Origin of the sequence: Nostoc sp. FACHB-280, from assembly GCF_014697615.1 — a bacterium.
Classification (GTDB): domain Bacteria; phylum Cyanobacteriota; class Cyanobacteriia; order Cyanobacteriales; family Nostocaceae; genus Nostoc_B.
Window position 1 is genome coordinate 39742 of the sequence record NZ_JACJSD010000014.1, and the last position, 24775, is coordinate 64516.

Annotated in this window: 20 protein-coding genes; 9 read left to right on the top strand and 11 right to left on the bottom strand. The window is 39.4% G+C overall.

All coding sequences use genetic code 11. From position 1 onward, the window contains the following. Positions 1-29: 29 nt before the first annotated feature. Positions 30-644, top strand: a complete 615-nt coding sequence (locus H6G75_RS12520) for a hypothetical protein (protein ID WP_190980322.1) — start codon at positions 30-32, stop codon at positions 642-644. Positions 645-673: 29 nt separating this feature from the next. On the opposite strand, the gene H6G75_RS12525 is transcribed toward H6G75_RS12520, so the two are convergent. After that, a complete protein-coding gene (locus H6G75_RS12525) occupies positions 674-913 on the bottom strand; it encodes a peptide ABC transporter substrate-binding protein (RefSeq protein WP_190980324.1) in 240 nt (79 codons plus the stop codon). 120 nt (positions 914-1033) lie between these two features. On the opposite strand from H6G75_RS12525, the gene H6G75_RS12530 reads away from it, so the two are divergent. Continuing rightward, on the top strand, positions 1034-1264 hold the full coding sequence (locus H6G75_RS12530; RefSeq protein WP_190980326.1) for a helix-turn-helix transcriptional regulator: 231 nt from the start codon (positions 1034-1036) through the stop codon (positions 1262-1264). 30 nt (positions 1265-1294) lie between these two features. Here H6G75_RS12530 and H6G75_RS32785 read toward each other — a convergent pair whose 3' ends face one another. Further along, positions 1295-1513, bottom strand: a complete 219-nt coding sequence (locus H6G75_RS32785) for a hypothetical protein (protein WP_206757371.1) — start codon at positions 1511-1513, stop codon at positions 1295-1297. 380 nt (positions 1514-1893) lie between these two features. Next, positions 1894-3324, bottom strand: a complete 1431-nt coding sequence (gene gndA / locus H6G75_RS12540) for an NADP-dependent phosphogluconate dehydrogenase (protein ID WP_062297919.1) — start codon at positions 3322-3324, stop codon at positions 1894-1896. A gap of 314 nt (positions 3325-3638) precedes the next feature. On the opposite strand from gndA, the gene H6G75_RS12545 reads away from it, so the two are divergent. After that, complete coding sequence (locus H6G75_RS12545; RefSeq protein ID WP_190980328.1) at positions 3639-4337, top strand: Ycf66 family protein; 699 nt, start codon at positions 3639-3641, stop codon at positions 4335-4337. A 100-nt stretch (positions 4338-4437) separates the two neighbouring features. On the opposite strand, the gene H6G75_RS12550 is transcribed toward H6G75_RS12545, so the two are convergent. Together H6G75_RS12550 and H6G75_RS12555 are read right to left on the bottom strand one after the other, a co-directional pair. Beyond that, positions 4438-4836 carry a type II toxin-antitoxin system HigA family antitoxin gene (locus tag H6G75_RS12550; RefSeq protein WP_190980330.1) on the bottom strand — a complete coding sequence of 133 codons (399 nt, stop codon included), beginning with the start codon at positions 4834-4836 and terminating at the stop codon, positions 4438-4440. Between the two features lie 119 nt (positions 4837-4955). After that, a complete protein-coding gene (locus H6G75_RS12555; RefSeq protein ID WP_190980332.1) occupies positions 4956-5255 on the bottom strand; it encodes a type II toxin-antitoxin system HigB family toxin in 300 nt (99 codons plus the stop codon). Between the two features lie 154 nt (positions 5256-5409). On the opposite strand from H6G75_RS12555, the gene ileS reads away from it, so the two are divergent. Together ileS and H6G75_RS12565 are read left to right on the top strand one after the other, a co-directional pair. Next, the gene (gene ileS, locus H6G75_RS12560) at positions 5410-8340 is read left to right on the top strand and encodes an isoleucine--tRNA ligase (RefSeq protein ID WP_190980334.1); all 2931 of its coding nucleotides are present in this window, start codon (positions 5410-5412) and stop codon (positions 8338-8340) included. 77 nt (positions 8341-8417) lie between these two features. Then, the gene (locus H6G75_RS12565; protein WP_190980469.1) at positions 8418-9023 is read left to right on the top strand and encodes a Uma2 family endonuclease; all 606 of its coding nucleotides are present in this window, start codon (positions 8418-8420) and stop codon (positions 9021-9023) included. Positions 9024-9133: 110 nt separating this feature from the next. Here the strand turns inward: H6G75_RS12565 and H6G75_RS12570 are convergent, their stop codons facing one another. The 5 genes from H6G75_RS12570 to H6G75_RS12590 form a co-directional block, all read right to left on the bottom strand. Beyond that, complete coding sequence (locus H6G75_RS12570) at positions 9134-9538, bottom strand: hypothetical protein (protein WP_190980336.1); 405 nt, start codon at positions 9536-9538, stop codon at positions 9134-9136. Between the two features lie 133 nt (positions 9539-9671). Then, positions 9672-10556, bottom strand: a complete 885-nt coding sequence (locus H6G75_RS12575) for a ParA family protein (protein ID WP_190980338.1) — start codon at positions 10554-10556, stop codon at positions 9672-9674. 134 nt (positions 10557-10690) lie between these two features. Next, positions 10691-13258, bottom strand: a complete 2568-nt coding sequence (locus H6G75_RS12580; RefSeq protein ID WP_190980340.1) for a DNA translocase FtsK — start codon at positions 13256-13258, stop codon at positions 10691-10693. 23 nt (positions 13259-13281) lie between these two features. Next, positions 13282-15393 carry an AAA family ATPase gene (locus tag H6G75_RS12585; protein ID WP_190980342.1) on the bottom strand — a complete coding sequence of 704 codons (2112 nt, stop codon included), beginning with the start codon at positions 15391-15393 and terminating at the stop codon, positions 13282-13284. 48 nt (positions 15394-15441) lie between these two features. Further along, a complete protein-coding gene (locus H6G75_RS12590; protein WP_190980471.1) occupies positions 15442-16272 on the bottom strand; it encodes a transcription factor RcaD in 831 nt (276 codons plus the stop codon). A 766-nt stretch (positions 16273-17038) separates the two neighbouring features. Here H6G75_RS12590 and H6G75_RS12595 point away from each other — a divergent pair. The 4 genes from H6G75_RS12595 to H6G75_RS12610 all read left to right on the top strand — a co-directional run bounded on the left by H6G75_RS12595 (position 17039) and on the right by H6G75_RS12610 (position 23594). Further along, positions 17039-17311 carry a GlsB/YeaQ/YmgE family stress response membrane protein gene (locus tag H6G75_RS12595; RefSeq protein WP_190980344.1) on the top strand — a complete coding sequence of 91 codons (273 nt, stop codon included), beginning with the start codon at positions 17039-17041 and terminating at the stop codon, positions 17309-17311. A 231-nt stretch (positions 17312-17542) separates the two neighbouring features. Next, on the top strand, positions 17543-18238 hold the full coding sequence (locus H6G75_RS12600; RefSeq protein WP_190980346.1) for a manganese catalase family protein: 696 nt from the start codon (positions 17543-17545) through the stop codon (positions 18236-18238). A 130-nt stretch (positions 18239-18368) separates the two neighbouring features. After that, a complete protein-coding gene (locus tag H6G75_RS12605; RefSeq protein WP_190980348.1) occupies positions 18369-19112 on the top strand; it encodes a DUF3891 family protein in 744 nt (247 codons plus the stop codon). Positions 19113-19712: 600 nt separating this feature from the next. Continuing rightward, positions 19713-23594: a PAS domain S-box protein gene (locus tag H6G75_RS12610; RefSeq protein ID WP_190980350.1), complete on the top strand. Its 3882-nt coding sequence runs from the start codon at positions 19713-19715 to the stop codon at positions 23592-23594. 104 nt (positions 23595-23698) lie between these two features. Here the strand turns inward: H6G75_RS12610 and H6G75_RS12615 are convergent, their stop codons facing one another. Next, positions 23699-24694 carry a DUF3445 domain-containing protein gene (locus H6G75_RS12615; RefSeq protein WP_190980352.1) on the bottom strand — a complete coding sequence of 332 codons (996 nt, stop codon included), beginning with the start codon at positions 24692-24694 and terminating at the stop codon, positions 23699-23701. Between the last annotated feature and the right edge of the window lie 81 nt (positions 24695-24775).

The window sequence follows — 24775 nt, forward strand, 5'->3', positions numbered from 1 at the left end:
GTCCCTAACCCCTAGCCTCTCTGAACTATATGAGCAAAATTCCTATCCTCCAACCAAATCAGTCTTACACTTTCCGAAGCTATTTTGAGATGTTATTTGAGCCAGAAGATATCTTGGCTGAATTTGGTTATTCTTTAAAACGTTCTACTCTAAATTTGCCAAAGTCAAATGCTGAATTAGACAGATTGATCAATCTCAAATCCAGAATAGAAGAAAGTTTGCCATATATAAGTTTAACTAGTGAAGCAGCCCGGAGAGAGTTATTAATCGCGCCAATTTTATTAGATGTTATTCATTACACCCGCGCTCAATTGAGAATTGAATATCCTTTGACGGTTACAGAACAGTTAAAAGGTTCTCTTGATTACTATCTGCATACTGACCAGAAGCTTTTAGTTGTAGAAGCCAAAAATGCTGATTTAGCCAGAGGATTTACTCAACTAGCAGTAGAATTAATTGCTTTAGATAGGTGGACTGATTCTCAAGATGTTTATCTACAAGGGGCAGTTTCTACAGGTGATATCTGGCAATTTGGTGGATTAAATCGAGAAAATAAACAAATAACTCAGGACTTAAATTTATATAGAGTTCCGGCGGATATAGAAGAGCTAATTAGGATTTTAGTAGCGATATTGGGTTATTGAAAAAAAGAGCGATCGCTCTTTTTTAGTCCTCAATCTAGAGTTACCTGTTTAACCGTAATACTCATCATTTGCTGATCTTCACTGTTTGGTGCAATTTGCGGCTTACTCCAAGCTGCTACTTCGACAAAGCCAAGACGATACAGCCAGTGAATAATGCTATTGATACCGCGTCGGGAACCAATCAGGAGAATTTTGACAGACTCGCGTTTTGGTTGAGATGAAGCAGGGTCAATAAAGTCAGGTGTATTAGAGACAAATTCTTCAGCCATTGAGTTATACCTAAGATTTTTAAATTTATGTACGCAATCAGGTACATAAGATTCAGTCTACCTTAATGTACGCAATCAGGTACATTTACTTAGTTTTAATTCCCTGACAAAATCTAAAAAATGGGGAAAGCAGGTAAAGCACTAAAACAGGTCTTGGAGATTTACGACATCAGCCAGAATCAACTGGCTGTGGCAATGGGTATAGCAAGGTCTAGTATTAATGGTTGGGTAAACGAGACTAGATCGCCAACATCTGACGCAATACTAGAAATCCGCAAGGGTTTACAAAAAATTAATTCAGAAGCAGCTCAAGAGTTCATTCGGCTTTACTTGAGTGAAGAAGATTGTTGACATACTTGTACTAAAGTACTTCCTTGGTTACTAATTATCAACATAATTTTGGGATTTGTATTTTTCATAAATTCTGACAGCAGCTTCTAGATATTGAAACAATAAATGGTAATCAGATATATCAGGTAATACTAATTCAACAGCAGCAGTAGTTTCCATGATGCCAAGATGCTCTGCTTCATTTTTAAAGGCTTCAATAGACCACCACAATCGAGCTATAGCAGTTTGTATTTCTTCCCTTTCAGGCAAATACCATATTTTTTGACCAATTTCATAACACTGTAAAGAAGTTAAGACATTTGCCTCTTCAATTGCTTGCTGAACATATTTATCAAGCTGGGAAAATTTATCAGATTTTCTATCTAATGAATATATTTGTATACATGCTATCCCCCATTTAATTGCTAAAATATAATGATATTTTTGTAATTCTTAGGCAACTGGATAAGCCCAAAGTATTTTTTTCTGTTCTATGGTTTGTTTTACATTTTCTATTATTTGTTTCATAACTAAGTATCAATAAATTATTTAATAAATACCAAAAGAAAGTGACTCTGAATTTCAGAGTCACTTTCTAATTTGCAACAGACAGCAATTTAAACTTTCACAACATACTCAAAAGTGAAAGTTTACTTTTTAGCTTCTTCGATGGGAACCCATTCTGTGTGGAAAGAACCGGGTTTGTCGAGACGCAGATAGGTGTGTGCGCCGAAGTAGTCGCGTTGTGCTTGAGTGAGGTTTTGGGGCAAGCGATCGCGGCGATAGCTGTCAAAATAATCTAAAGATGCGCTAAAAGCTGGGACAGGAATACCCAGTTGAGCAGCAGTAATGATCACTTCCCGCCAAGCTGCTTGTCTGTCTAGAATTGTTTGCTTAAATTCAGGAGCTAAGAGCAAGTTAGGCAATGCAGGATTTTCGGTAAATGCCTTTTTAATCTTATTCAAAAAGCCAGCGCGAATAATACAGCCACCTTTCCAAATCCGAGCTAATTCGCCCAAATCCAAATTCCAGTTGAAGGTTTTGGAAGCTGTAGATAGCAGCGCCATCCCTTGAGCGTAAGAACAAATCTTGGAGCAATATAACGCATCCCGGACTTTGTTAATAAACTCTTTGGTAGTACCGCTATATTTGCCACTGGGGCCTGAGAGTTGTTTAGATGCAGCTATCCGTTCATCTTTAATTGAAGAGATAATCCGCGCATTTACGGCTGCTGTAATGGTAGGAATAGAAACGCCTAATTCCAACGCAGTTTGTACAGTCCAACGACCAGTTCCCTTTTGACCTGCTGCGTCTACAATCAAATCTACCAAAGGTAGACTGGTGTCTGGGTCAATGTAAGGGAAGATATTAGCTGTAATCTCAATCAAAAATGAGTTGAGTTCGTCAGTGGTGTTCCATTCAGCAAACACTTCGTGAAGTTGATTGTGGTCAAGTCCACCAGCATTTTTCAGCAAGTCGTAGGCTTCAGCAATTAGCTGCATGTCACCATACTCAATGCCGTTGTGTACCATCTTCACATAGTGACCGGAACCACCAGGGCCAACGTATGTCACACAAGGGCCGTCATCAACTTGGGCAGCAATTTTATTGAAAATTGGTGAGAGATACTCATAAGAACTTTGGGTACCACCGGGCATGAGAGAAGGGCCGTTTAATGCGCCTTCTTCACCACCACTTACACCCATACCGAGAAACCGTAGACCTAGGGGTTCTAATTCTTCGGTACGTCTTTGGGTATCTTCAAACCAAGAGTTGCCGCCATCAATGATGATATCGCCTTCGTCGAGCAAAGGTTTTAGCTGTTGAATCACCGCATCTACGGGTTTACCAGCTTGCACCATTACTAGAATTTTGCGGGGACGTTCTAGTGCGGCGACGAATTCTTCTAAAGTAAAGGCCGCTTTAACGTTACGTCCTGGCGCACGTTCAGCCATGAAAGCATCGGTTTTTTCGCGGGAGCGGTTGTATACTGCAATTGGAAAACCGTTACGTTCCACGTTGAGAGCGATATTCTCGCCCATAACAGCTAATCCAATCACACCAAAGCTTTGTAGTGTCATAACTAGTTTGGCTAACTCTTGCAGATTCTTTCATCTTTTAGGGTAATCCGAGAGTTTCTCTTATCCCCTAAAGAAGACATTAAGAGTTACCTTGATTGCTAAAAGCTCAGAACTAACATCACATATAACAAGTTTTAAATTGTATCTAATTCAACAATTGTGCTACAAAATTTGCAAAATTGGAGTATCTAGTTTAGGCATTAGGCAGATGGGATAAAGGATTAAATTCAGAATAATTTTTCCTTAAATTAAGATAAATTTTCCTGTATCCAGTCCCTAATACCTGATAACAAATAGTTAAGGAGTAACCAAAAATGCTGGCATACGTCCTAGCTTTGGTGGTCGGTATTGGTAGTTTATTACTCTACATATCGGCGTTCTTTTTCCCTGAAATCCATCGCAAGAATGATTTTATTTGGAGCGGCATTGGGCTGTTTTACGCTTTAGTATTATGGGTGTTTGCCCCCCACATTAGCGGCGGATTATTACTAGGCCATGTGGCGAGTGTGGCTCTTTTGGTGTGGTTTGGTTGGCAAACTTTATCACTGCGTCGCCAAGTCACACCACAGTTACAACAAACGCCTGTACCCAGTTCGGAAGCTGTGAAAACTTCTCTGCAAGCACAGGTGACAAAGGTATCTCTTCCAGAACGCCTTGGCAAATTACAACAAAGTTTGAGTAGCACCTTTGGCGGTGTGAAAAGCAAAGTACAACCACCTGTCAGTAAAAATGTACCAGTAGAGCAACCTGCTGTTGAGATTATTGACAAAACTACACCCATTCCAGAACCTGCGACTGAAGAAGTACCTGCGACTACAGATGCTGCACCTGTAACTGAGGTGGTTCCAGAAGTAATTCCACCCCATCCCCCATCCCCGGAGTTGGTGGAAGCCGCGCAAGCACATCCTGAAGCAGAAAATATAGAACCAATCCCCGTAGAAGAAATTGCGCCTGATGCGGTGCTTGCTCCCCCTGCGGAAGCCCCACCAGAACAAATACCACCAAATAGTTGAATTCGTTAAATTTTGTAAAACCCAGCTTGATTTTATGATCATGTTGGGTTTTGCTGTGATCTCAAGTTGCTAGTGGCGATCGCACAAATTAAACTAGCGACTAAATAAATAATGCAGGAGACACATGAAAAAATTCTCCTAATGCTTTTGCTTGAGCTTTACTAATTGCTCTGTTACCGTTCACAACTTCGGAAACCACGCCTTTAGAACCAATAATTCCCACCAAGTCAGATTGTTTAATTCCTCGCGCTTCCATCAAATGCTTAAGGATTGCATGAGGCGATGATGGTTCAATAGGATAGTGTTTTTTTTCAAACTCTTCAATGAGAGTCACTAGCAACTGTAGTATGGCGGTTTGTTCTGGTGTACGATTTTTACATACCATTAATTTTTCTACAGTTTCTAGAGTGCGATCGTATTCTTCTTCTGTTGCGATTACTTTAGGTTGAAACTCAACTAGCAGTTCACTGTAAGAGTTTTGATTAAACAAAATATTCATATTTAACATCCGTTGACGGCGAAGACCCGTATCATGACTTACTCCAATCCTCAAAAGTAAGTATGACTTTTAGGCACTACCAAATAGTGCAACCTAATTTTAATTTTATCTAAAAAATATCAAAAGAAAGGGTCATTTTTCCAATTTTCTTTATCATAATCAGCGTGAGTCAGAAAATATTTATAATAAACAGTTTGAATTTCATAATCAATGCTAACAATTAGGCGATAAGTATTACCTTTTATGTTGAAAACTGTAAAATTACCTACTACATCTGCTGTTGGGTAAAATTGTCTAACTTCGTTGAAGTTTTGCCATGATGCAGATTTCACAATTTGATACCAAGAGTTAACTGACTCTACTGCATCTGGATATTTACCAGCATCAGCACGTAAATTACGAATGCTGATTAGGTGCATTTTTTATTTTTGATATCAAAACTAAATATTTTTTTATTTTGTCGAACTTCTATATGTTCTCATTTTGAGAACATATTGTCAAGTTAATTTTTTGAGCTTCCTGCCATCTTCTATAATTGATAAAACCTGCACATATATTCTTAGGCATGAAGCTGTGACGGAAACTGGAAGTTACAAAGACACTGTAAATCTACCTAAAACTAATTTTGAGATGCGGGCTAACGCCATCAAGCGTGAACCGGAAATCCAAAAGTTTTGGGCAGACAATCAAATTTTTGAACGCCTGTCGCAAGAAAACCCAGGCGAATTATTTATACTGCATGATGGCCCTCCCTACGCAAATGGCTCTCTGCATATTGGTCATGCCTTAAATAAAATTCTCAAAGATATTATTAATCGCTACCAGTTGTTACAAGGGCGTAAGGTTCGTTATGTGCCTGGTTGGGACTGTCACGGCTTACCAATTGAACTGAAGGTTTTGCAAAATCTTAAGTCGGCAGAAAGGCAGAGTTTAACGCCTTTGCAATTGCGGCAAAAAGCCAAAGAGTTTGCTTTAGCAACGGTAGATGACCAACGTAAAAGTTTTAAACGCTATGGTGTTTGGGGTGACTGGGATAACCCATATCTCACCCTAAAGCCGGAATATGAAGCGGCGCAAATTGGTGTATTCGGGCAGATGGTGTTGAAAGGATACATCTATCGTGGGTTGAAGCCTGTTCACTGGAGTCCTAGTTCTAAAACGGCTTTGGCTGAGGCGGAATTGGAATATCCAGAAGGTCATACTTCGCGGAGTATCTATGCTGCGTTCCCTGTGACTGGTTTGTCAGAGGTAGCAAAATCAACTTTGGGAGAATATCTGCCAGAGTTGGGTGTGGCTGTGTGGACAACTACACCTTGGACAATTCCCGGTAACTTGGCTGTTGCGGTGAATGGGGATTTGAATTATGCGGTTGTGGAGGTTTCACGCAGAGACGCGGAGGAGGACACTTGCGTGGGCGGGTCTCCCGACTTGAGCAAAGTGTCCGTCGCGCAGAGAGGATTTAAGTATCTGATTGTGGCAGCGGATTTGGTGGAACGTCTAGCAGCGACTATCTCGGCTGAGTTGACGGTGAAGGCTACTTTTAAGGGTAAGGAGTTAGAACATACTACTTACCGTCATCCTTTATATGATCGGGAAAGTCCGGTGGTGGTGGGTGGTGATTATATCACTACTGAGTCAGGTACTGGGTTGGTACATACTGCCCCTGGTCACGGTCAAGAAGACTACATTGTGGGTCAGCGTTATGGTTTGCCCATCCTTGCACCAGTGGATGACAATGGCAACTTTACCGAGGAAGCGGGACAGTTTGCTGGGTTGAATGTGTTGGGTGATGGAAATCAGGCGGTAATTGATGCGCTGACGGCGGCGGGTTCGCTGTTGAAGGAGGAACCTTACCAGCATAAATATCCTTATGACTGGCGGACGAAGAAACCCACGATTTTTCGGGCGACGGAACAGTGGTTTGCTTCGGTGCAAGGATTTAGGGATGAAGCATTAAAGGCGATCGCTTCTGTAAAATGGATACCAGCCCAAGGTGAAAATCGCATCACGCCAATGGTGGCGGAACGTTCTGATTGGTGTATCTCTCGTCAGCGTTCTTGGGGTGTACCAATTCCGGTATTCTATGATGATGAAACTGGCGAACCTCTGTTAAATGAGGAAACTATCAACCATGTTCAAGCTATCGTTGCCGAAAAAGGTTCTGATGCTTGGTGGGAATTGTCGGTAGAAGAATTATTGCCAGAATCTTATCGCAACAACGGCAAGTCTTACCGCAGAGGTACAGACACAATGGATGTCTGGTTTGATTCTGGTTCATCTTGGGCGGCTGTGCTTAAGCAACGTCCAGAGTTACGCTACCCTGCTGATATTTATTTGGAAGGTTCTGACCAACATCGCGGTTGGTTCCAGTCGAGTTTGCTGACTAGTGTAGCGGTAAATGGCATTGCACCTTATAAAACTGTATTAACTCACGGCTTTGCTTTGGATGAGCAAGGGCGGAAAATGAGTAAATCAGAAGGAAATGTGGTTGACCCCAATGCCATCATTGAAGGCGGGAAAAATCAAAAATCAGACCCAGCTTATGGTGCAGATGTGTTGAGATTGTGGGTATCATCGGTAGACTATTCTGGTGATGTCCGCATTGGGAAAAATATCATCAAGCAGCTTAACGATGTGCGCGGTAAGATTCGCAATACAGCGCGGTTCTTGTTGGGAAGCTTGCATGATTTTGACCCGGAAAAAGATGCAATACCTTTTGAGGATTTGCCGCAGTTAGATAAATATATGCTGCACCGCATTCGTGAGGTGTTTCAAGAAGTGACGGAAGCGTTTGAGAGTTTCCAATTCTTCCGCTTCTTCCAAACTGTGCAGAATTTCTGCGTGGTCGATTTATCTAACTTCTACTTAGATATCGCCAAGGATAGATTGTACATCAGTGCGCCGAATGCTTTCCGCCGTCGCAGTTGTCAGACAGTGATACACATCGCTTTAGAAAATTTAGCACGAGCGATCGCACCTGTTCTCTGTCACACTGCGGAAGATATCTGGCAATATCTCCCCTACAAAACACCCTACAAATCAGTGTTTCAAGCTGGTTGGGTGAAGTTAGAAGATGAATGGGATAATCCAGATTTAGGGGAATTTTGGGAGACTTTGCGTTCACTCCGCACTGACGTTAACAAAGTTTTAGAACAAGCCAGGATAGAAAAAATGATTGGTTCTTCCCTGGAAGCTAAAGCTTTGATTCATATCCCTCACAAACAGTTAGGTGATGCTATCAAAGCCTTTAACCCCAGCAAGGGTAACGGTATTGATGAACTGCGGTATTTATTGCTGACATCTCAGGTGGAAGTATTAGATTCACCGGAGAAATTGCAAGGATTAAAATACACCGCGCAAACCGTAGACTGGCAAATTGGGGTAGTGAATGCAGATGGCGAAAAATGCGATCGCTGCTGGAACTACTCAACCCATGTGGGAGAATCACAAGAGCATCCTTTATTGTGTGAAAGGTGCATTCCCGCCTTAGTTGGTGAGTTTTAAAACAGGTTTAACATGAATGTAGAGACGTTTGATCAAACGTTTCTACATTTATTTAGGAATTTATATTTTCCAAGATGATGAACACCCAATTACCTGTAATCACAGACCTCTTAGGAATGGTGTTGAAAATGCAACCAAACATCATCGTAAGTGACGAGCAACTTTTTGATTTCTGTCAAGTAAATCGTGATTTTCGTATTGAACGTAATCACCTTGGAGAATTATTGATTATGCCCCCCACAGGCTCAGAAACAGATGAACGCAATTTTAATTTAACTGGTCAATTATGGATATGGGCAAAGCAAGATGGTACAGGTGTAGGTTTTGGTTCTAGCGGTGGTTTTACCTTACCTAACGGTGCAGTGCGTTCTCCTGATGCAGCCTGGATAAAAAAAGCCAGATGGGAAACAATACCTGTAGAACAAAGAAAGAGGTTTGCACCTATTTGTCCTGAATTTGTGGTGGAATTGCGTTCAGAGACAGATAATTTGAAAACATTACAAGAAAAAATGGCAGAATATATAGCTAATGGCACAGAATTAGGTTGGTTAATAGATAGAAAACAACACAAAGTATTTATTTATCGTCCAGAACAAGCTGTAGAAGAATTAGATAATCCTTTGACATTAAGCGGTGAAGATATATTAGCAGGATTTGTTTTAGATTTAAGTCAAATTTGGTAAGCGGATACAGGGTTTTGGTTGAGTGCAGTATGTCTGCCAAGGGGAGAGGTCAAAAAAGACTATGCTATTTGATTTTTTAAACTTTCAGGAATGTATTTAGACACAATATCTTACAAACTTGGCACATGATGTCCCCGCCAACGGAGTAAAACAGCAGCTTGAGCTTTACAAAGCATAAAAAGGTCAGTTTCGTGACGCAGTTTCATGAGTTCTAATTTTTCTGCATCTGTTATGCTACCACTAGAATTACGCTCTAATAGCCAGTCATATCGCTCCATTTGCTCTACTGTTTTGCAACTGCGGAGAATTTGCCACAAACTATTGTCATCTAGTTTATCTAAAGCTGCGATATCAGCTTGAAATTCTTCTGGTACATCGTCCCATGCTGGTGGACTTCCTACCTGTAAAGCATGAACTATTACCTCTTCAATGGGACGACGTTGAGCCTGGGCAGTGTTGACTAAACGTTGATAAAGTATTTGTGGAATTTGCAGCGTAATTGTTTCTGTGACCATTGCTCAATTTCCAACCCATACCTTGATGAACTATCTTGATTTTAGTTTAAGTGCGATCGCTGCTGAAACTTTTTAGGAAGTAGGTGACAGGTTACAGATCATTTTCTATTACCTGTCACCTATCACCTCTCCCCTATAACTTCTGCAATAACTCTTGAGTTAACTGCAAAAATGCTTTAGAACCAGCAGACTGAGGTGCATTCAACACAGCAGGCATAAAACTATCAACAGCTTTAGCCACATTAATATCAACAGGAATTTGTGCCTTACAAATTTGTTCTACACCAAAATCTTCCACAACCCGGTGCATAACTTGTTTGTAATATCTGCCAGTGAGCAAATTAGTATTGCACATACTAAATACAATTCCCAGCATTTTGATATTGATTTGTGCTTCTTGTTCGTGACTATCTTTTAACTGACCAATGCGTCTTTCTAACAGTTGAATCCCGACTACAGATAGTGGTTCTGGCTTGGCGGGGAGGATATAAAAATCACTAGCAGCTAAAGCACTGCGAGTCAACAAATTGTAACCAGGAGCGCAATCTAACAGAATAAAATCATATTGCTCTCGCACTGGTTTTAAAATGTTATTTATCAATACTCGCTCAAAGCGATTCCACACAGTTTCAAAGTTTTGTTCACCAAAAGCAACCGTTTGTTTGTGCAGCATTTCTGACACCACAAACTCATCATATAAATCGATATCACCTGGCAATAAATGTAGTTCTGAAAGTCCACAAACTTGCGTTTGAATAATATCGTTAATTGTTACCTTACTATTGGGATCTGGATTGATAACATCGTCGATTAAATATCTAAATGTCAATCTTTGTTTGCGACGCTTGGCAAAGTCTAAAGGCGACATCAGACTCAGCGTGGCACTGATTTGGGTATCTAAATCTAATACCAGTACCCGCTTACCATGATTTTTCGCCAAACAAGTGGCTAAGTTGACGGTGAGAGTCGTTTTCCCTACACCGCCTTTCATATTTGCAGTAGCAATTACATATCCCATTGGTTAATTCCTCTGATGACGCATTCCCATCTAGGTAGCGTACACCCATCCTGAACGCTTAAAACTTTCGTTAAATTTAATATTTGTGGGAAATCAAAAATTAAAACTTTCAAATTATAGCAGTACCTATTTACCTAAACGGAGGGTAACTGAATATTTGTGGCCAATAAGCTTTGTAAACGATGCTGTTGAGAGCCCACTTGGTAAAGTAAATCACCTTTACCCAATAAGTAAGCAGAAGAGGTTTCTGTTCCTCCCAGGACAATTTTTGAGTCTGCTTCACTGGCGGTTCGTAAAGCAACACGTCCTGGTAAATTTGCGCGGATAATTGGTGTAACCACCTTAGCTTCTGGACGTTGGGTAGCAATGATTAAATGAATACCTGCGGCGCGTGCCATTGCTCCTAAACGTTTGATACTTTGTTCTAGTACGGTGCGAATTTCTTTTTCTGCCATAAAGTCTGCATATTCATCAAATATACAGACAATGCGAGGTAAAGACTGGGAAGAACACTGGTTATAAGTGCTTAAATCAGCACATCCCGCTTTTTCAAACTGCTGATAGCGAGACTCCATCTCTGTTACTAATTCTTCCATAAGTCCGACAGCGCGATCGCTATCTTTGACGACTGGTGAATATAACCAAGCCATCCGTTCAAACTCTGGAAACGTGACGCGCTTGGGGTCAACCAAAGCAATTTTGAGATGTTGCGGTGCATAACGATATAGTAAGCTGAGGAGGAGCGATCGCAAAAATTCACTCTTACCGCTACCAGTTGTCCCACCAACTAAAAAGTGACAAGAATTCGGATCTGATAAGTCTGCTTCTAATAATTCACCCTCTATGTTTACCCCAATAGCAATTTTTACAGGTGCAGTTGCAGGTAAAAATTTTGCTTGAATATACTTTTCTAAATGGGCAATTTGCCTATCTGGACGAGGTAAATCAATACTGACATATCCCGCTTGTGGTGCAATTAAAGGTGCATTTGCTAACCCTAATTGCACTTGCAAATCATCCGATAACTTCAGTAAAGCATTCACTTTCACGCCAAGATGAGGCTTCAATTTAACCCTGATAAAAGCAGGCCCAACAGCAGCACCTTGATAATCAACACCCACACCAAACGATTGCAAAGTATTAATTAAAGTTTCCCCTATCTCATCAGCATTTGCTGTTTCTTGACTATCTTCTATCTCTTCCTCCCCCCTTTTGAAGGGGGGCTGGGGGGGATCAAATTCTACAACACCAAAAAAAGTCTGACACTTTTGCTGTTGAGGACAAATTTTGCACAAATGAGGCTGAGTTGTTGGCGGTGGTGGGTTGGGATGAGGAGATTCCCAAGTCAACCATTGCTGCATTTGTAGTAATTTATGAGGAATTAACTGATGTACTGTATTTTCTAACTGTTCCCAAGAATAACGATACTCTTTAAACTCAGGTAATACACAATAAACCGCAGAATCAACCGGAACTTTTTTCTGTTGGTGTAACATATAACTGTAAAGTGCAACCTGAGCTAATTGCGCTGAAGGATCTACAGGTTGATAGGTTTTAAACTCCACCACACACAGGCGATTAATTTCAAAATTAAACACCAGACAGTCAAATTCACCTCTAACTAATTGTTGTGTTGTATCTGGAAGAGGAAAATTATATTCAATATTGCGTTCTTGAGATAAAAAAGTGTTACTAATTAATGTCTCTGCATTGCAATGGTGACGATTAGTTAATAATAGTTCTGCAAAGCGTTTGATGAGTCCTTGTAATCCATTCCAAACCTGTAAAAGCGTCTGTCCTTGTTCACCATCTTTTTGGATAGCTTTTTGTAAATAAGGAAAAAACTCAAGTTGATAAAATAACTGTTGCAATGCAGTCGTAATTTCTTCTAAATTTAACTGTGATGCAGGTGGTTTAAATAAATTACTAAACTGTGGCTCAATAATAGCTAATTTAACAAACTTATCTGCTAACTGATGAAAGGGATTACCAATACCAATAGCTGTATCTTGTGGTAAAAATATTGCTTTATCACCAAATTGATGATTTAGATAAAACAGCCTTGGACACTCAAAAGCCAATCTAACTTTAGTAACACTTAAAGCAGAATTTTGCGATTTATTTGTTAAATGCTGTGAGCCATTGTTAACCATAACAATATTAGGATTATATATTTTAATTAGCTGATGATGCACAGCAGCTAGATAAACTGTATCCATTGCAGCATATTCTAACTGCTTTTGGCTGAGAGGGCGTTTTCCCCAATCACTAGATTGTTCTGCTATGTTGATATTAGAAAAATGACAGAGTTCAACTGCTAAAGTTTTCAGTTTTAAATTCGACGTTTGCAATTTTTGGCGTGTAATTTTTCTCGCAAGTTGTAAAGTACAAGTTACATTCTTTGCTAGATGACTTCCTAAATATTTTAAGTCAAATACAGCATTATGAAATACTTTTTCAATTTGAGGGTTAATCATGATTTGATTAATGAAATTAGCCACTAACCCATGATTATTTAGTACATCAAAAATATAAGCAGATGAGCCTGTGCTATCTGTAGGGTCAGCTAATACCTGAATCAACGATAATTTAGGTTGTGAAGTATACCAATTAGCAATTTCTGTATCTAACCACAATATTTTAGTCGTTGTTAATTGCGACATTACTTCTTGAATTGTGGCTGGTTCTGTCAGGTAGTGCATTGATAACATTGAATAAACATAAGTTAGGCGACTAAACAAATTAATTGGTCTTGTAACTTAGCCTTTGGGTTAATAATTTTTACTTTCTTCTCTTGACATAAAAGCTCAATTAATAACTGAACATCATTTGCTTTCACATTAGGGAACTGATCAACAGAATTCTTTATCAAAGTAGGTACACCCATAAAGCTTTGAGTTTTAACTAGATTTACTAAAAAATCTTTAACAGGGCGTAAATCTTCTTTCTTGTAATTTCCGTTATCTTTAACAGGTTCTTGCTTGGCGACAAGTCCTAAATCCTGTAATAAGGTACACTTGTGTAATATCTTCGATGACTGCATTAGTGATTGTAAATATTGCAGATTAATCACTTTACCATGAATTACTAATTCTTGAGAAAGTGCGGCATTTATTAGGTTATGATATGTTGCCAAATAATGAACAGAAGTTAATGAAGGTTTGAGATGAATATGATTAGTTGCTGTAAAAACTTGTTGATATATTTGATATCCCACAAGTCGTCCTTGTCCTACACTACTTAAACGAATCAAATATAAAGTTTGACAAATATCTTGCTGAATAACTTTTTGACAAGCACTCATAACATGAAAAAAGCTATTCATATTGGCATCTTCTGTCCATACTATTCCTATCTTGTCTCGTTTACCAATTTTTTGATAACTTAAGGAATAGCTTGCAAATCTACCATTTAAAAGTTTTGGCTTAATTTGTTGTACTCCGCATAACTCCATAGCTTCCTGGAGCATCCGAATTAAATCAGAAGATGCTGTTAAGTTAATTTTTTTGATTTTTAGCTGAGTTTTTTTGTACTCTTGTTCCCATAACAACCGAAATTCAGCCTGAATTATTTCTTCTACGTTATTTATTGTGTCAGTTGTATTTTTAGTGGTACTTATATCAGTTTTTTTCTGTGTATTTTCCTTGCCATTCTCGGTTATTTCTTGATTATTTTTTTTAAAAAATTCCTCTTTAATATTTTCTTTATATGTTTGATAAGCTACCATACCTAGATTAATCACATTTCTAGGATAAGTCTTTTTACCGGGAAAATTACTTTCTAACAACTGTCTTTCTAATGGAAAAATTGGTGATTTTGGAAGGCTACTTGCCTGAATATGTAAATTCTTAAGAAGATAAGCCCAAATAGACTCTGCTTGCTCTAAATTAATAGACTTGAGCTTGAGATATTTATGAATTCCAGCTTTATCAGCTTGTTGAATACGGTTTTGATGAATATTTAATGTATTAGTAATAATACTAATTATTACTAAAAAGTTCTTGAGTGATTCACCATGAATAGTTGTGTTTACATCAAAAAATGGTTGTATATCTAGAAATCCATCCTGCATTTTCGGCATTGTATCTAGATTATCAAAACATAATACAATAGGTTTAGTTTCTGTAGAGATTCTTCCAAAATTAGCTAGAATATTCTTAGCTTCATCCTCTGACTCAATACATTGTTTAACTTTAAGAGCTTGCATCGATTCTTCACTTAAAGAGTCACCTCGCAACCACTCACAAGCTAATGTATAAAGTTCTGGATTAGTTAAATCATGTAACAGTCCAAAAAAAATATCGGGATTGTATATTCGTGCTGTTTTATAGGTATCTTTCAGATGCTTAATAAATTTCTGTCTGTCACTTGATAAAAATTCCCATATATTGTCGTTAAAAAATCGCTGTTTGAGACTCCGCTTAGTGAAAGCAGACAAGCTTTTTAGCCATAACATTAATTGAGATTCTGTCTGCTCATCTGGAATTTGAATTAAGCTATCAACTGTATAGCGTAGAATATGTCTCCAAATATTATTGCTATCAGCCCAATCACATAGTATGTAAACAAAAAAAGCCTTGGCATTAAGAGTTCGTTTGAGACGACCTAATAAATGACTTTTACCAGAACCAGGATCACCTACAATCATAACAGAACGACTGCGATGATCTGTAACGACTAAATCGAGAAATTCTTGAATATCATTAATTACTTCTTGATGAATAGAATCAACATTTAGAGATGCGTTTTGTTGTTCTTCCCAAAAATTCATCGGTTTTGGGTTGATTCGGTTAAAAGGATTAACCTCTCGGAGAATAATTTCGTTAATATTTGCCATGCTTAAGCTTGATGAAATGATGGATTTGCTTTTTACGTAAAATCTGTTTTAATTCACTGTAATAAAAAACAGCGAACCACCAATATTTTGATGAATCCCTGCATCTATTTGCTCTGCGGTATAGATACTAGCTTCTTGTAGAGTACTAAAATCAATTTTGTCTTGAGCCTGCAAACGATACAAAGCCTGATCTAATTCATCACGCGATAATGGCGGTTGTAATTTTTGCCGCAGATGGAAAATAGGTAGATAATTCTCTGTTCCTAATTCCTTATCTAATTTTTCAACAATTTGTAAAATTTCTTCGTCATTAATATTAATGCTGTTATCAGATTGTGGCTCAAATATAGGTGGTTGTTCCTGTTTAACTCGCAAAGTCTTGCGTAAAAACCGTAGATAATTACCCAGCAATTCTAAGCTGATGGCTGGTTGAACGCCTTTGTTGGGGTTGTAGTCATCCCGGAGAAACTCAATTCCTCTTTCAGTCAGCCAAACTTCAGCTTTGGTCTTTTTGAGTTGGGTTTCAGCTTCAATTAACCCGCGTTCCTTGAGGGTTTTTAATACTGCGTCTCGTTCAGCAGCTTTTAAACCGGCGATTTTGCTGGGTGCGATTTTACCGGAAGCTTTACTGATTTTCTCCAGCACCTTAAGTTCTGTGTCTGTGATGGGTACTTCTCCTGCTGGGAGTTTCAGCAAGGCTTGACCAGTAGATAGAATCTTAACTGTGGCAATCTCACGGGTATAGTCTACCAGTTCACGATCGCCTAACTCTCGACAAATTTTATCTTTACCTTTAAAACTACTAAAAGCAGACAATCCTGCTCGATAATTGGCAAATCCCAATAACTTTAGAAGAAACTTTAATTCATTCGTATCCATGCTAGTCATCAAGCCTATATTTAATTCCGCTATAGTCTGGTGCTAAGGGCAAAAATTTACACACCTCCTTATCGTAGCTGTAATTAGTGCTGATGACTACAACAGAACTAGCGATCGCTGATTCACATTTAAGCAATTATTATTAATTTTCATTGAAAAATATAAATACTAAAAAACTATCAAGAAAAAAAATACTTTCTATTATAAAGAGTCTATATCTAGAAAATCAGTCAATTAGCGATCGCACATAATATCAAAACTATCTCTAGCTTGTTTTTCGTTCAAACTACCGATAAACTAACTAGATGTTTAAGAATTTGGTAATGCGATCGCCTGCAAATTCTACATAGACTATTGTGGAAATATCTCATGTTTCACACATTCTTTGGTACTGAGAAACTAAAAGCATATTGAGATATAGCAAGCCTAAGTAATTTACAAACATCTATCTCCCTTGTCTACCGTGTCTCTCTGAAGTCTCTTATTCATATAGCAATCCTATCTGAGTTGTAAAAAATATTCTTTATAACGAACCGCAAAGGACGCAAAGGACACAAAGAAGAAGAATAAAGAGAAGAAAGAGAATTTCACAAATGATTTAGGATTGCTATATCTCAAATAAGATGGCTATCGTTAGGTATTTTTATCTACCAATTTATAGATAAAAATCTATCTATCTTTTGACTTCACAAGTTACCTCATCTGGGAGAAACGCCGATAAATCAATGTTGTTAATCTGATTACAGATGAGATTTCCGAGGTCGTTATGAATATTATTGCTTGGATAATATTAGGTTTATTAGCTGGTGCGATCGCTAAAGCCATTTACCCTGGTTATCAAGGTGGCGGTATTCTTTCCACAATGATTTTAGGTATTGTTGGTGCTTTTCTTGGTGGAAGTTTATATACTTTGTTGCAAACGGGAACTTTGCAGTTGACAGCCACTAGTTTTAGTCTTCCCGGTTTATTTATAGCAATCATTGGTGCCATTATTGCTATTTACTTATGGGGATTGTTGCAAAGAAGCAGTAATGCTTAAACCATCGTGATTCAACCTTTATTCAATCTAGAGTGTGTTTGGTAAACTTCACCAATAACACTCTTTACCACCATACAAAGATGGTTTTGACATACCTACTGTAGAAAGCTAGTTTGCCAACAACGCACTAATCATATTGTTTATCTATAAAAGCAGTTAAAAACTATCAACTGCTAAGGCAATAAATTTATTGCTCACGATGTTTTGTTGAAAAAATCGCAGAGGTCTTGCATGTTTTTCCATAAGAAAGATCCAATTCATGTTGTCAACGTTAATGACAGCAACCCCCGTTTTGCTCAGTTACTGCTTGAGCAGTTTGGCGGTGCAACAGGAGAACTAACAGCCGCTTTGCAATATTGGGTGCAATCTTTTCATGTGGAAAATGCTGGAATTCGAGATATGTTGCAAGATATTGCCATTGAAGAATTCGGGCATTTAGAAATGGTTGGTAAACTAATTGAAGCTCACACTAAAGATACTGACCAAACCGAGGCTTATAAAAGTACTCTGTTCGCTGTTCGTGGCATTGGCCCCCACTTTTTAGATAGTCAAGGTAATGCTTGGACAGCTAACTATATCAACGAAGGTGGAGATGTAGTCCGTGATTTGCGAGCCAATATTGCTGCTGAAGCTGGCGCTCGTCAAACTTACGAAGAGTTAATTAAGTTAGCACCAGATCAAGGTACGAAAAATACTTTGGTGCATCTATTAACTAGAGAAATTTCGCATACCCAGATGTTTATGAAAGCATTAGATTCTCTGGGTAAATTGACAGATCCATTCTTCGGTAATATTCAGCCTGATGAAACAGTGAATATTTACTACAATCTGTCTACTAATGGTAATGGTCACGATGAGCGCGGCCCTTGGAATTCTGAACCTGCTTTCAAATACGTTGCTAATCCTTTAGAAAGCAAAACTAACTAAAGTTTTTGTCTTCCTAATTCTGTGTCAACCCTCAATAATCATGACTTAAGTCAGTGGGAGTTTCTTCCCTGACTTATTTTGTTGCCTTTTTTTAATTCAAAACTCAGCACTGTTCTAGGGAGATTTATCAGTGATTGTTAAACCCACACAAAATGGTTGGGAAGTAATTTATCATCGCGCCCATGCTTTACTTGCAGCACAGTTAGCAGGACAGTGGCGGCGGAAAAATGCACCCCCCAGATTATACGAAACATTAGCTGCAATTTCTCATCACGATGACTTAGAAAAAGAGTGGGAAGAAGATAACCTGACGGAAGCTGGCGCACCAAGGGATTTCATGTTGAATACAGACATTGATGTGGAGAAGTTAGCCAATCTAGTGAAGAATGCTCACTATCGTGGACGTTGGGTCACTCTTTTAATTTCTAAGCACATGTGTCGAATCAATGAGTCTCAACGAGGTAAGTCGCCAGAATTAGACAAGTTTTTAGACGAACAAGTACAAAACCAAAAACATTGGTGTAAAGAGTTAGGGATTGCCAAAGATGAGGCGGATGCAGCTTACGCATTTATGCAGTGGTGCGATCGCCTATCTCTAATTCTCTGTCAGCAAGAACTACCTGCGGATGAACGCTTCTTAGAAATTAGCAAAGGGCCTGATGGTCAACGTTATGACATTATGCAACGCAGTGACTCTTTAGTCACAGTCGAACCTTGGCCGTTTGAAGACGAAAAATTTACTGTCAATGTCGAAGCTTGTGAATTATCCCAAGTCAAGTTTGCTACTCCCGCTAAACTGATTCAAGCCCTCCAACAAGCTCCCATTAAAGTACTAGAGTGGACTTTTGTAGCTAGTACAACAGGGCAAAAGTAAAAAGTGAGCCAGTGCGGTGGACGGGTTCCCCGGCATAAAGCAACTGGCGAACTCGCAAGAGGAAAAAGAAAGAATAGTGATACCACAAGCCTTTTAGCAATTCCAGATTTTCACTAAGTTTCGTCTTCGCTCAACTACCGCATAATCATCGAAAAATACAAATGAAAAAGCGTCCGGGAGTGTTGCCGTGTTTCCACCCCAGACGCTCTTTCTTTTCAACTTGCTCCTCACACACAAATATAAAATAGCATTTGTTTTTTGAATTAGTAAATCTGTTGTGTGACAGTTTTACCAATTGCACAAAGTATGCTAAAATATACAGCCCAAATAAAAAGCACCTGATGGTGTTGCCGTGTTTCCACCCCAGGCGCTTTTTATTTTCAACTTGCTCCTCACACACAACTAGAAGTTATCACTTGTTTTTGGAAATGACAAGTATATTATGTAACACTTTATTAAGTCTTTAAATCACCCGTGATTTACGGCAGTGATACACATACAACTTAAATATTTAGATAAGATATAACTCAGGATGGTTGCCTACCAGCAATAAAAATTTTATGTCTTAGACACAGGTGACTTCCAAGGATTAATCGCAGTATGTCAAAAATCCAGCGCTTCTATTTGCAGCGTTACTTTGTTTCTGTGTTTTCCGTGTTAATGGCGCTGCTACTAGGCTTAACGCTGGATAACTTTTTAAAATTGGAAGTCTCGCCAATTTTTTTTGTTGCTGTAGTCTTTAGTAGTTGGTATGGGGGATTAGTTTCTGGCTTATGGGCAACTTTGTTGGCGGTTGTAGTCAATAACTACTTTTTCATTTCGCCCATCTATTCTCTACTACCCAAAACCGGGGCTGATGTAATACAGCTAGTTGTTTTTGGGTTCACAGCACTATTCATTAGTTCTTTAAATTCAGAGTTATATATTGCCAAGCAGAAATCTGAGTCTAAGTTGGCCAAGTTGAAAGTGAACTATCGCCGTCTGTTGGAAACAGCTTATGAAGGGATTTGGATATTTGATCAAGATGGAAAAACAGAATCTGTCAATTCCCAACTAGCTGCAATGCTTGGTTATCGTGTAGAGCAGATGAGCGATCGCGCCATTTTTGATTTTTTAGCACATGATGCTCAAAGCGAAATTCGGCAATGGCTAGAACAAAATCAGCAACAGCACCAGGAAACAAAACGACAATTTGAACTCTGCTTACGCCGCCAAGACGCATCGGAACTTTGGGTAATTGCTTCTCTTAGCTCAATTTTAGATGAGCAAGGCAAATTCTCTGGTATGGTTGCAATGCTCACTGATATTACCGAGCGCAAGCATTCCGAGGCGATTTTAGCGCAAGAACAGGCCAAGCGCGATCGCGAAGGTCAACTGTTGCGTGCCATGCTCGATATTTTACCTGTAGGAGTAGTGATTGCTGATGCTCAAGGCAAATTTATCGAAGTTAATCCAGCTATCAAAATGATTTGGGGAGAAAATGCCCCTTTTTTAGATGACCCCAGTCAATATCATGAATATAAAGGATGGTGGGCAGATACCGGTAAACCAATTGCTGCCCACGAATGGACACTAGCTAGAGTTTTAACTACAGGTGAAACAGTCATTGGCGAAGAAATTGATATTGAAAGTTTTGATGGTAAACGCAAAACCATCCTTAATTCTGCTATTCCTATCCGCGATGAAACTGGAGCAATTATTCATGCTGTTGCTGTGAATGTTGATATTACCGAACGCAAGCATTCCGAAGCGAAATTGCGCCAAAGTGAAGCATTTGCCAAAGCCAGGGCTGAAGAACTAGAAACCATTATGGAAACTGTACCAGCCGCAGTTTGGATTGCTCAAGATCCCCAATGTCATCACATGACAGTTAACCGCAGTGCGTATAAATTAATGCGCCTAGAACCAGGCTCTATTATGACAGCAACTCCGGTTAGTGGAGAATACCCTTTTCCCTTTAAAATTCAACAAAATGGGCAAGATGTCCCCCTTAAAGAACTACCAATGCAGCAAGCTGCTTTAACAGGTGAGGAGACAGAGGGAGAATTTGAGTTTGTTTTTAGTGAAGATGATGTGCAATTTATTTATGGCAAAGCAGCACCATTGCGTGATTCTGCGGGTAAGATTAGGGGTGTCGTCGGAGCCTTTTTAGATATAACTGAGCGCAAGCTTCAAGAAGAAGCATTAAGGCAAAAGCAAGAATGGTTAGATTTAGCCCAAACAGTTGGTAAAATTGGCAGCTTTGAATGGCATATCCCCACTAACGTTAATATTTGGTCAAAAGAATTAGAAGTAATTTACGGTTTACAGCCTGGTGAATTTGGTGGAACCTATGAAGATTGGAAAAAATGGGTTCATCCTGACGATTTAGCCACAACCCATGCAGATATAGTTAATTCTTTAAAAACAGGCCAGTTTTTCACCGACTTTCGGGTAGTGTGGCGGGATGGCAGTATTCATTGGCTTCATGCTAGAGCCAAAGTTTATTACGATCGCGAAGGTAAACCCTTACGGATGGTAGGAGTTAATGTTGATATTAGCGATCGCAAACAAGCCGAAGAAGCACTCAAACAAAGTGAATCTCGCTTACGGCAGCTATTAGAATCAAGCATTATCGGGATTATTGAAGCCGAACCAGATAAAATTACCTTTGCCAACGATGCCTTTTTACAAATGCTTGGTTATACCCAAGAAGATTTATTAGCGGGGAAACTGCGTTGGCAAAACATGACACCGCCAGAATATAGAGAACTAGATAAAGCCAAAGTAGAAGAAGTCTTTGTTTCTGGTGTTTGTACTCCGTTTGAGAAAGAATATATCCGTAAAGATGGCACGCGTGTGCCGATTTTATTGGGTGCGACTTTATTAACACGCAGTCCATTTAGATGGGTTTGCTTTGTACTTGACCTAAGCAAACGTAAACAAGCCGAAGCAGCCTTGCAACAAAGCGAATTGATGTTTGGCACACTGGCGGACACAATGGCGCAAATGTTTTGGATTACCCAACCAGATGGCTACCATGAGTATTTTAATCAACGTTGGTATGACTACACAGGCACAACCTTAGAACAAACCCAAGGTGAAGGCTGGTTAAATATTTTACATCCTGATGATGTGCAGAGTACTATCAATTGCTGGCTAGATTGCTTGCAGACTGGGAAAAAGTATGAGATTGAATATCGTATGCGTCGCGCTGCGGATGGCGAATATCGCTGGCATTTAGGATTAGCATTTCCATTGAGAAATCAAGACGGACAGATTATCAAATGGTTTGGTTCATGTACTGATATTCATGAACAAAAAATAATGGTGGAAGAACGGGCGCAAGCATTAGAACGAGAACGTGCAGCCAGAATAGAACTAGAAACAGCCAACCGGATGAAAGATGACTTTTTAGCAATTGTCTCCCATGAATTGCGATCGCCACTGAATCCGATTCTCGGTTGGGCAAAACTGCTCAAAAGTCGCAGATTAGATGCAGCTAAGACAAACCAAGCCTTAGACACCATCGAGCGCAATGCTAAATTACAAGCAAGATTAATTGATGATTTACTAGATGTTTCGCGGATTCTGCGCGGGAAGCTAAGTTTGAATATCTGCACAGTTGACTTAGTAAGCTGCTTAGAAGCCGCACTAGATACTGTGCGTTTAGCCGCCGAAAGCAAATTAATTCAGCTACAAACAGATTTTGCCGTGAGTGCGCTACAAGTAGCAGGTGATCCCAACCGCCTACAACAAATTATTTGGAACCTACTCACCAATGCCGTGAAGTTTACACCAGAAGGCGGCAGAGTGGAAGTCCGACTAGAAATAGTGGGTAATTCTGCCCAAATTCAAGTTACAGATACAGGTAAAGGTATTAGTGCAGAGTTTCTCCCATTCGTGTTTGACCGCTTCCGCCAAGCCGATGAGGTTACAACGCGGAAATTTGGTGGACTAGGATTAGGATTAGCCATTGTGCGCCATCTTGTCGAACTCCACGGTGGTACTGTGCAAGTCACAAGTCCCGGAGAAAACCTAGGCGCAACCTTTACCGTGCAGTTACCGTTAATTGTGACCACCACTGAAACATTGCCCAACTATCCTTTAATTGAAAATGCCCCAAATCTTCAAGGTGTGCAGATAGTTATTGTAGATGATGATGTTGATACTTTGAATTTACTCACTTTTATTTTGGAACAGTATGGTGCGACAGTCCAAGCGGTAAACTCAGCCCTAGCAGCAATACAAGCGATCGCTCAAACACAACCAGATTTACTGTTGAGTGATATTGGTATGCCAACAATGGATGGCTACATGCTAATTGAACAGGTAAGAAAGACTACTCCTGCCAGTATATTACCTGCGATCGCTTTAACTGCTTTTGCCGGCGAAGTAAATTCCCAAAAAATCATCTCCGCAGGCTTTCAGCGACATCTCACCAAACCCATCGAACCAGCAGAATTAGCAGCAGTCATAGCCAGCTTGATTTATAGTAGGTGATAGGTTGTAGGTTACAGGTTACAGAAAGGTAGGTTGGGTTGCGCTATCGCTCCACCCAACATTTGCCAGTTTTAATTTTAGCTTTGCTATACTCAGCACTTGATTCAATCTTCGTTGAGCCAACGTAAAATATTAGCTTTACTATCTACTAAACCTTTGTAAACAAGTGACTCTGGTGACATAGATTCAATTGCAGCACTTAACTTACCCCGTAACAGCGAATCTTGTGTCAGCACAGCGCAATCTCTAAAATAAGTACGAATAGTAAACAATGCTGCTTGATACTGTGGTAGTCCCCAAATAACTTGTCGTTCAATTCGCAAATAAAGCTGGGGATGCTGAGGATCAAAGTTTCTACCTTGCCACTGATTAACTAATACACTAGGTGGTGGTTCAGGATGATGATTTAGGCGCATATCGGTACTCAAACCCCAAGCAAAGCGCACCGTTGGTTGACGGTTAATCATAGTATGAACGATCGCATCTGCACGGTGATTAATTTTTTCCATATCCGCCACAGGTATATGTATGGTGGCAAAATCTTGACCAATTTTTTCTGCGGCTGACCAATGGTTGGGGTAACACAAGTGAACTGCACTTAGCCAATTACCACCATCTTTAGCACTGCAAATAACTGTAAAATCTTCTTGTACTTGGGCGGCTAAAGCATCCAGGCTAGAAGCGTAAGCTGGAACCTGTGACCTACCTTCAACTTTTTGTAACTGCCAGTCTGCATCTAAATAAAGTATTTCTTGGGTGAGTTGGCTATAAAATCTCCAGCTATTGGCGCTTAATCGTTCATAGCTAAAGTATTGGGGATGTTCTTGAGTGAGGCGCTCAATAATTAAACGAGCGATCGCACCTGCCACAGCCTTAGAATAATTGTAAGTCTGGTAATATTTACTTAACCGTTCTGCACGAGCTAAAAGTTTAGCCTGACGGTAATCACTAAAATTATTATCAATTTGAAATACTTGCTTATCAGCTTGACCATTACCAAAACAGGAACCAAGCAACATCATTCCTGGCTTGACTTCATAGCGTCCATTCATCAGAGGGAAGTAGCAAGCCGGACTATTTACAGCTACGACTTTCTGCATTTCCACAAGCCACTGATTTCAAAAAGTGCTGTTTATTCTTGATGGTTACATAAAATCAGGGTAAATACTAAAAAGCGTCCG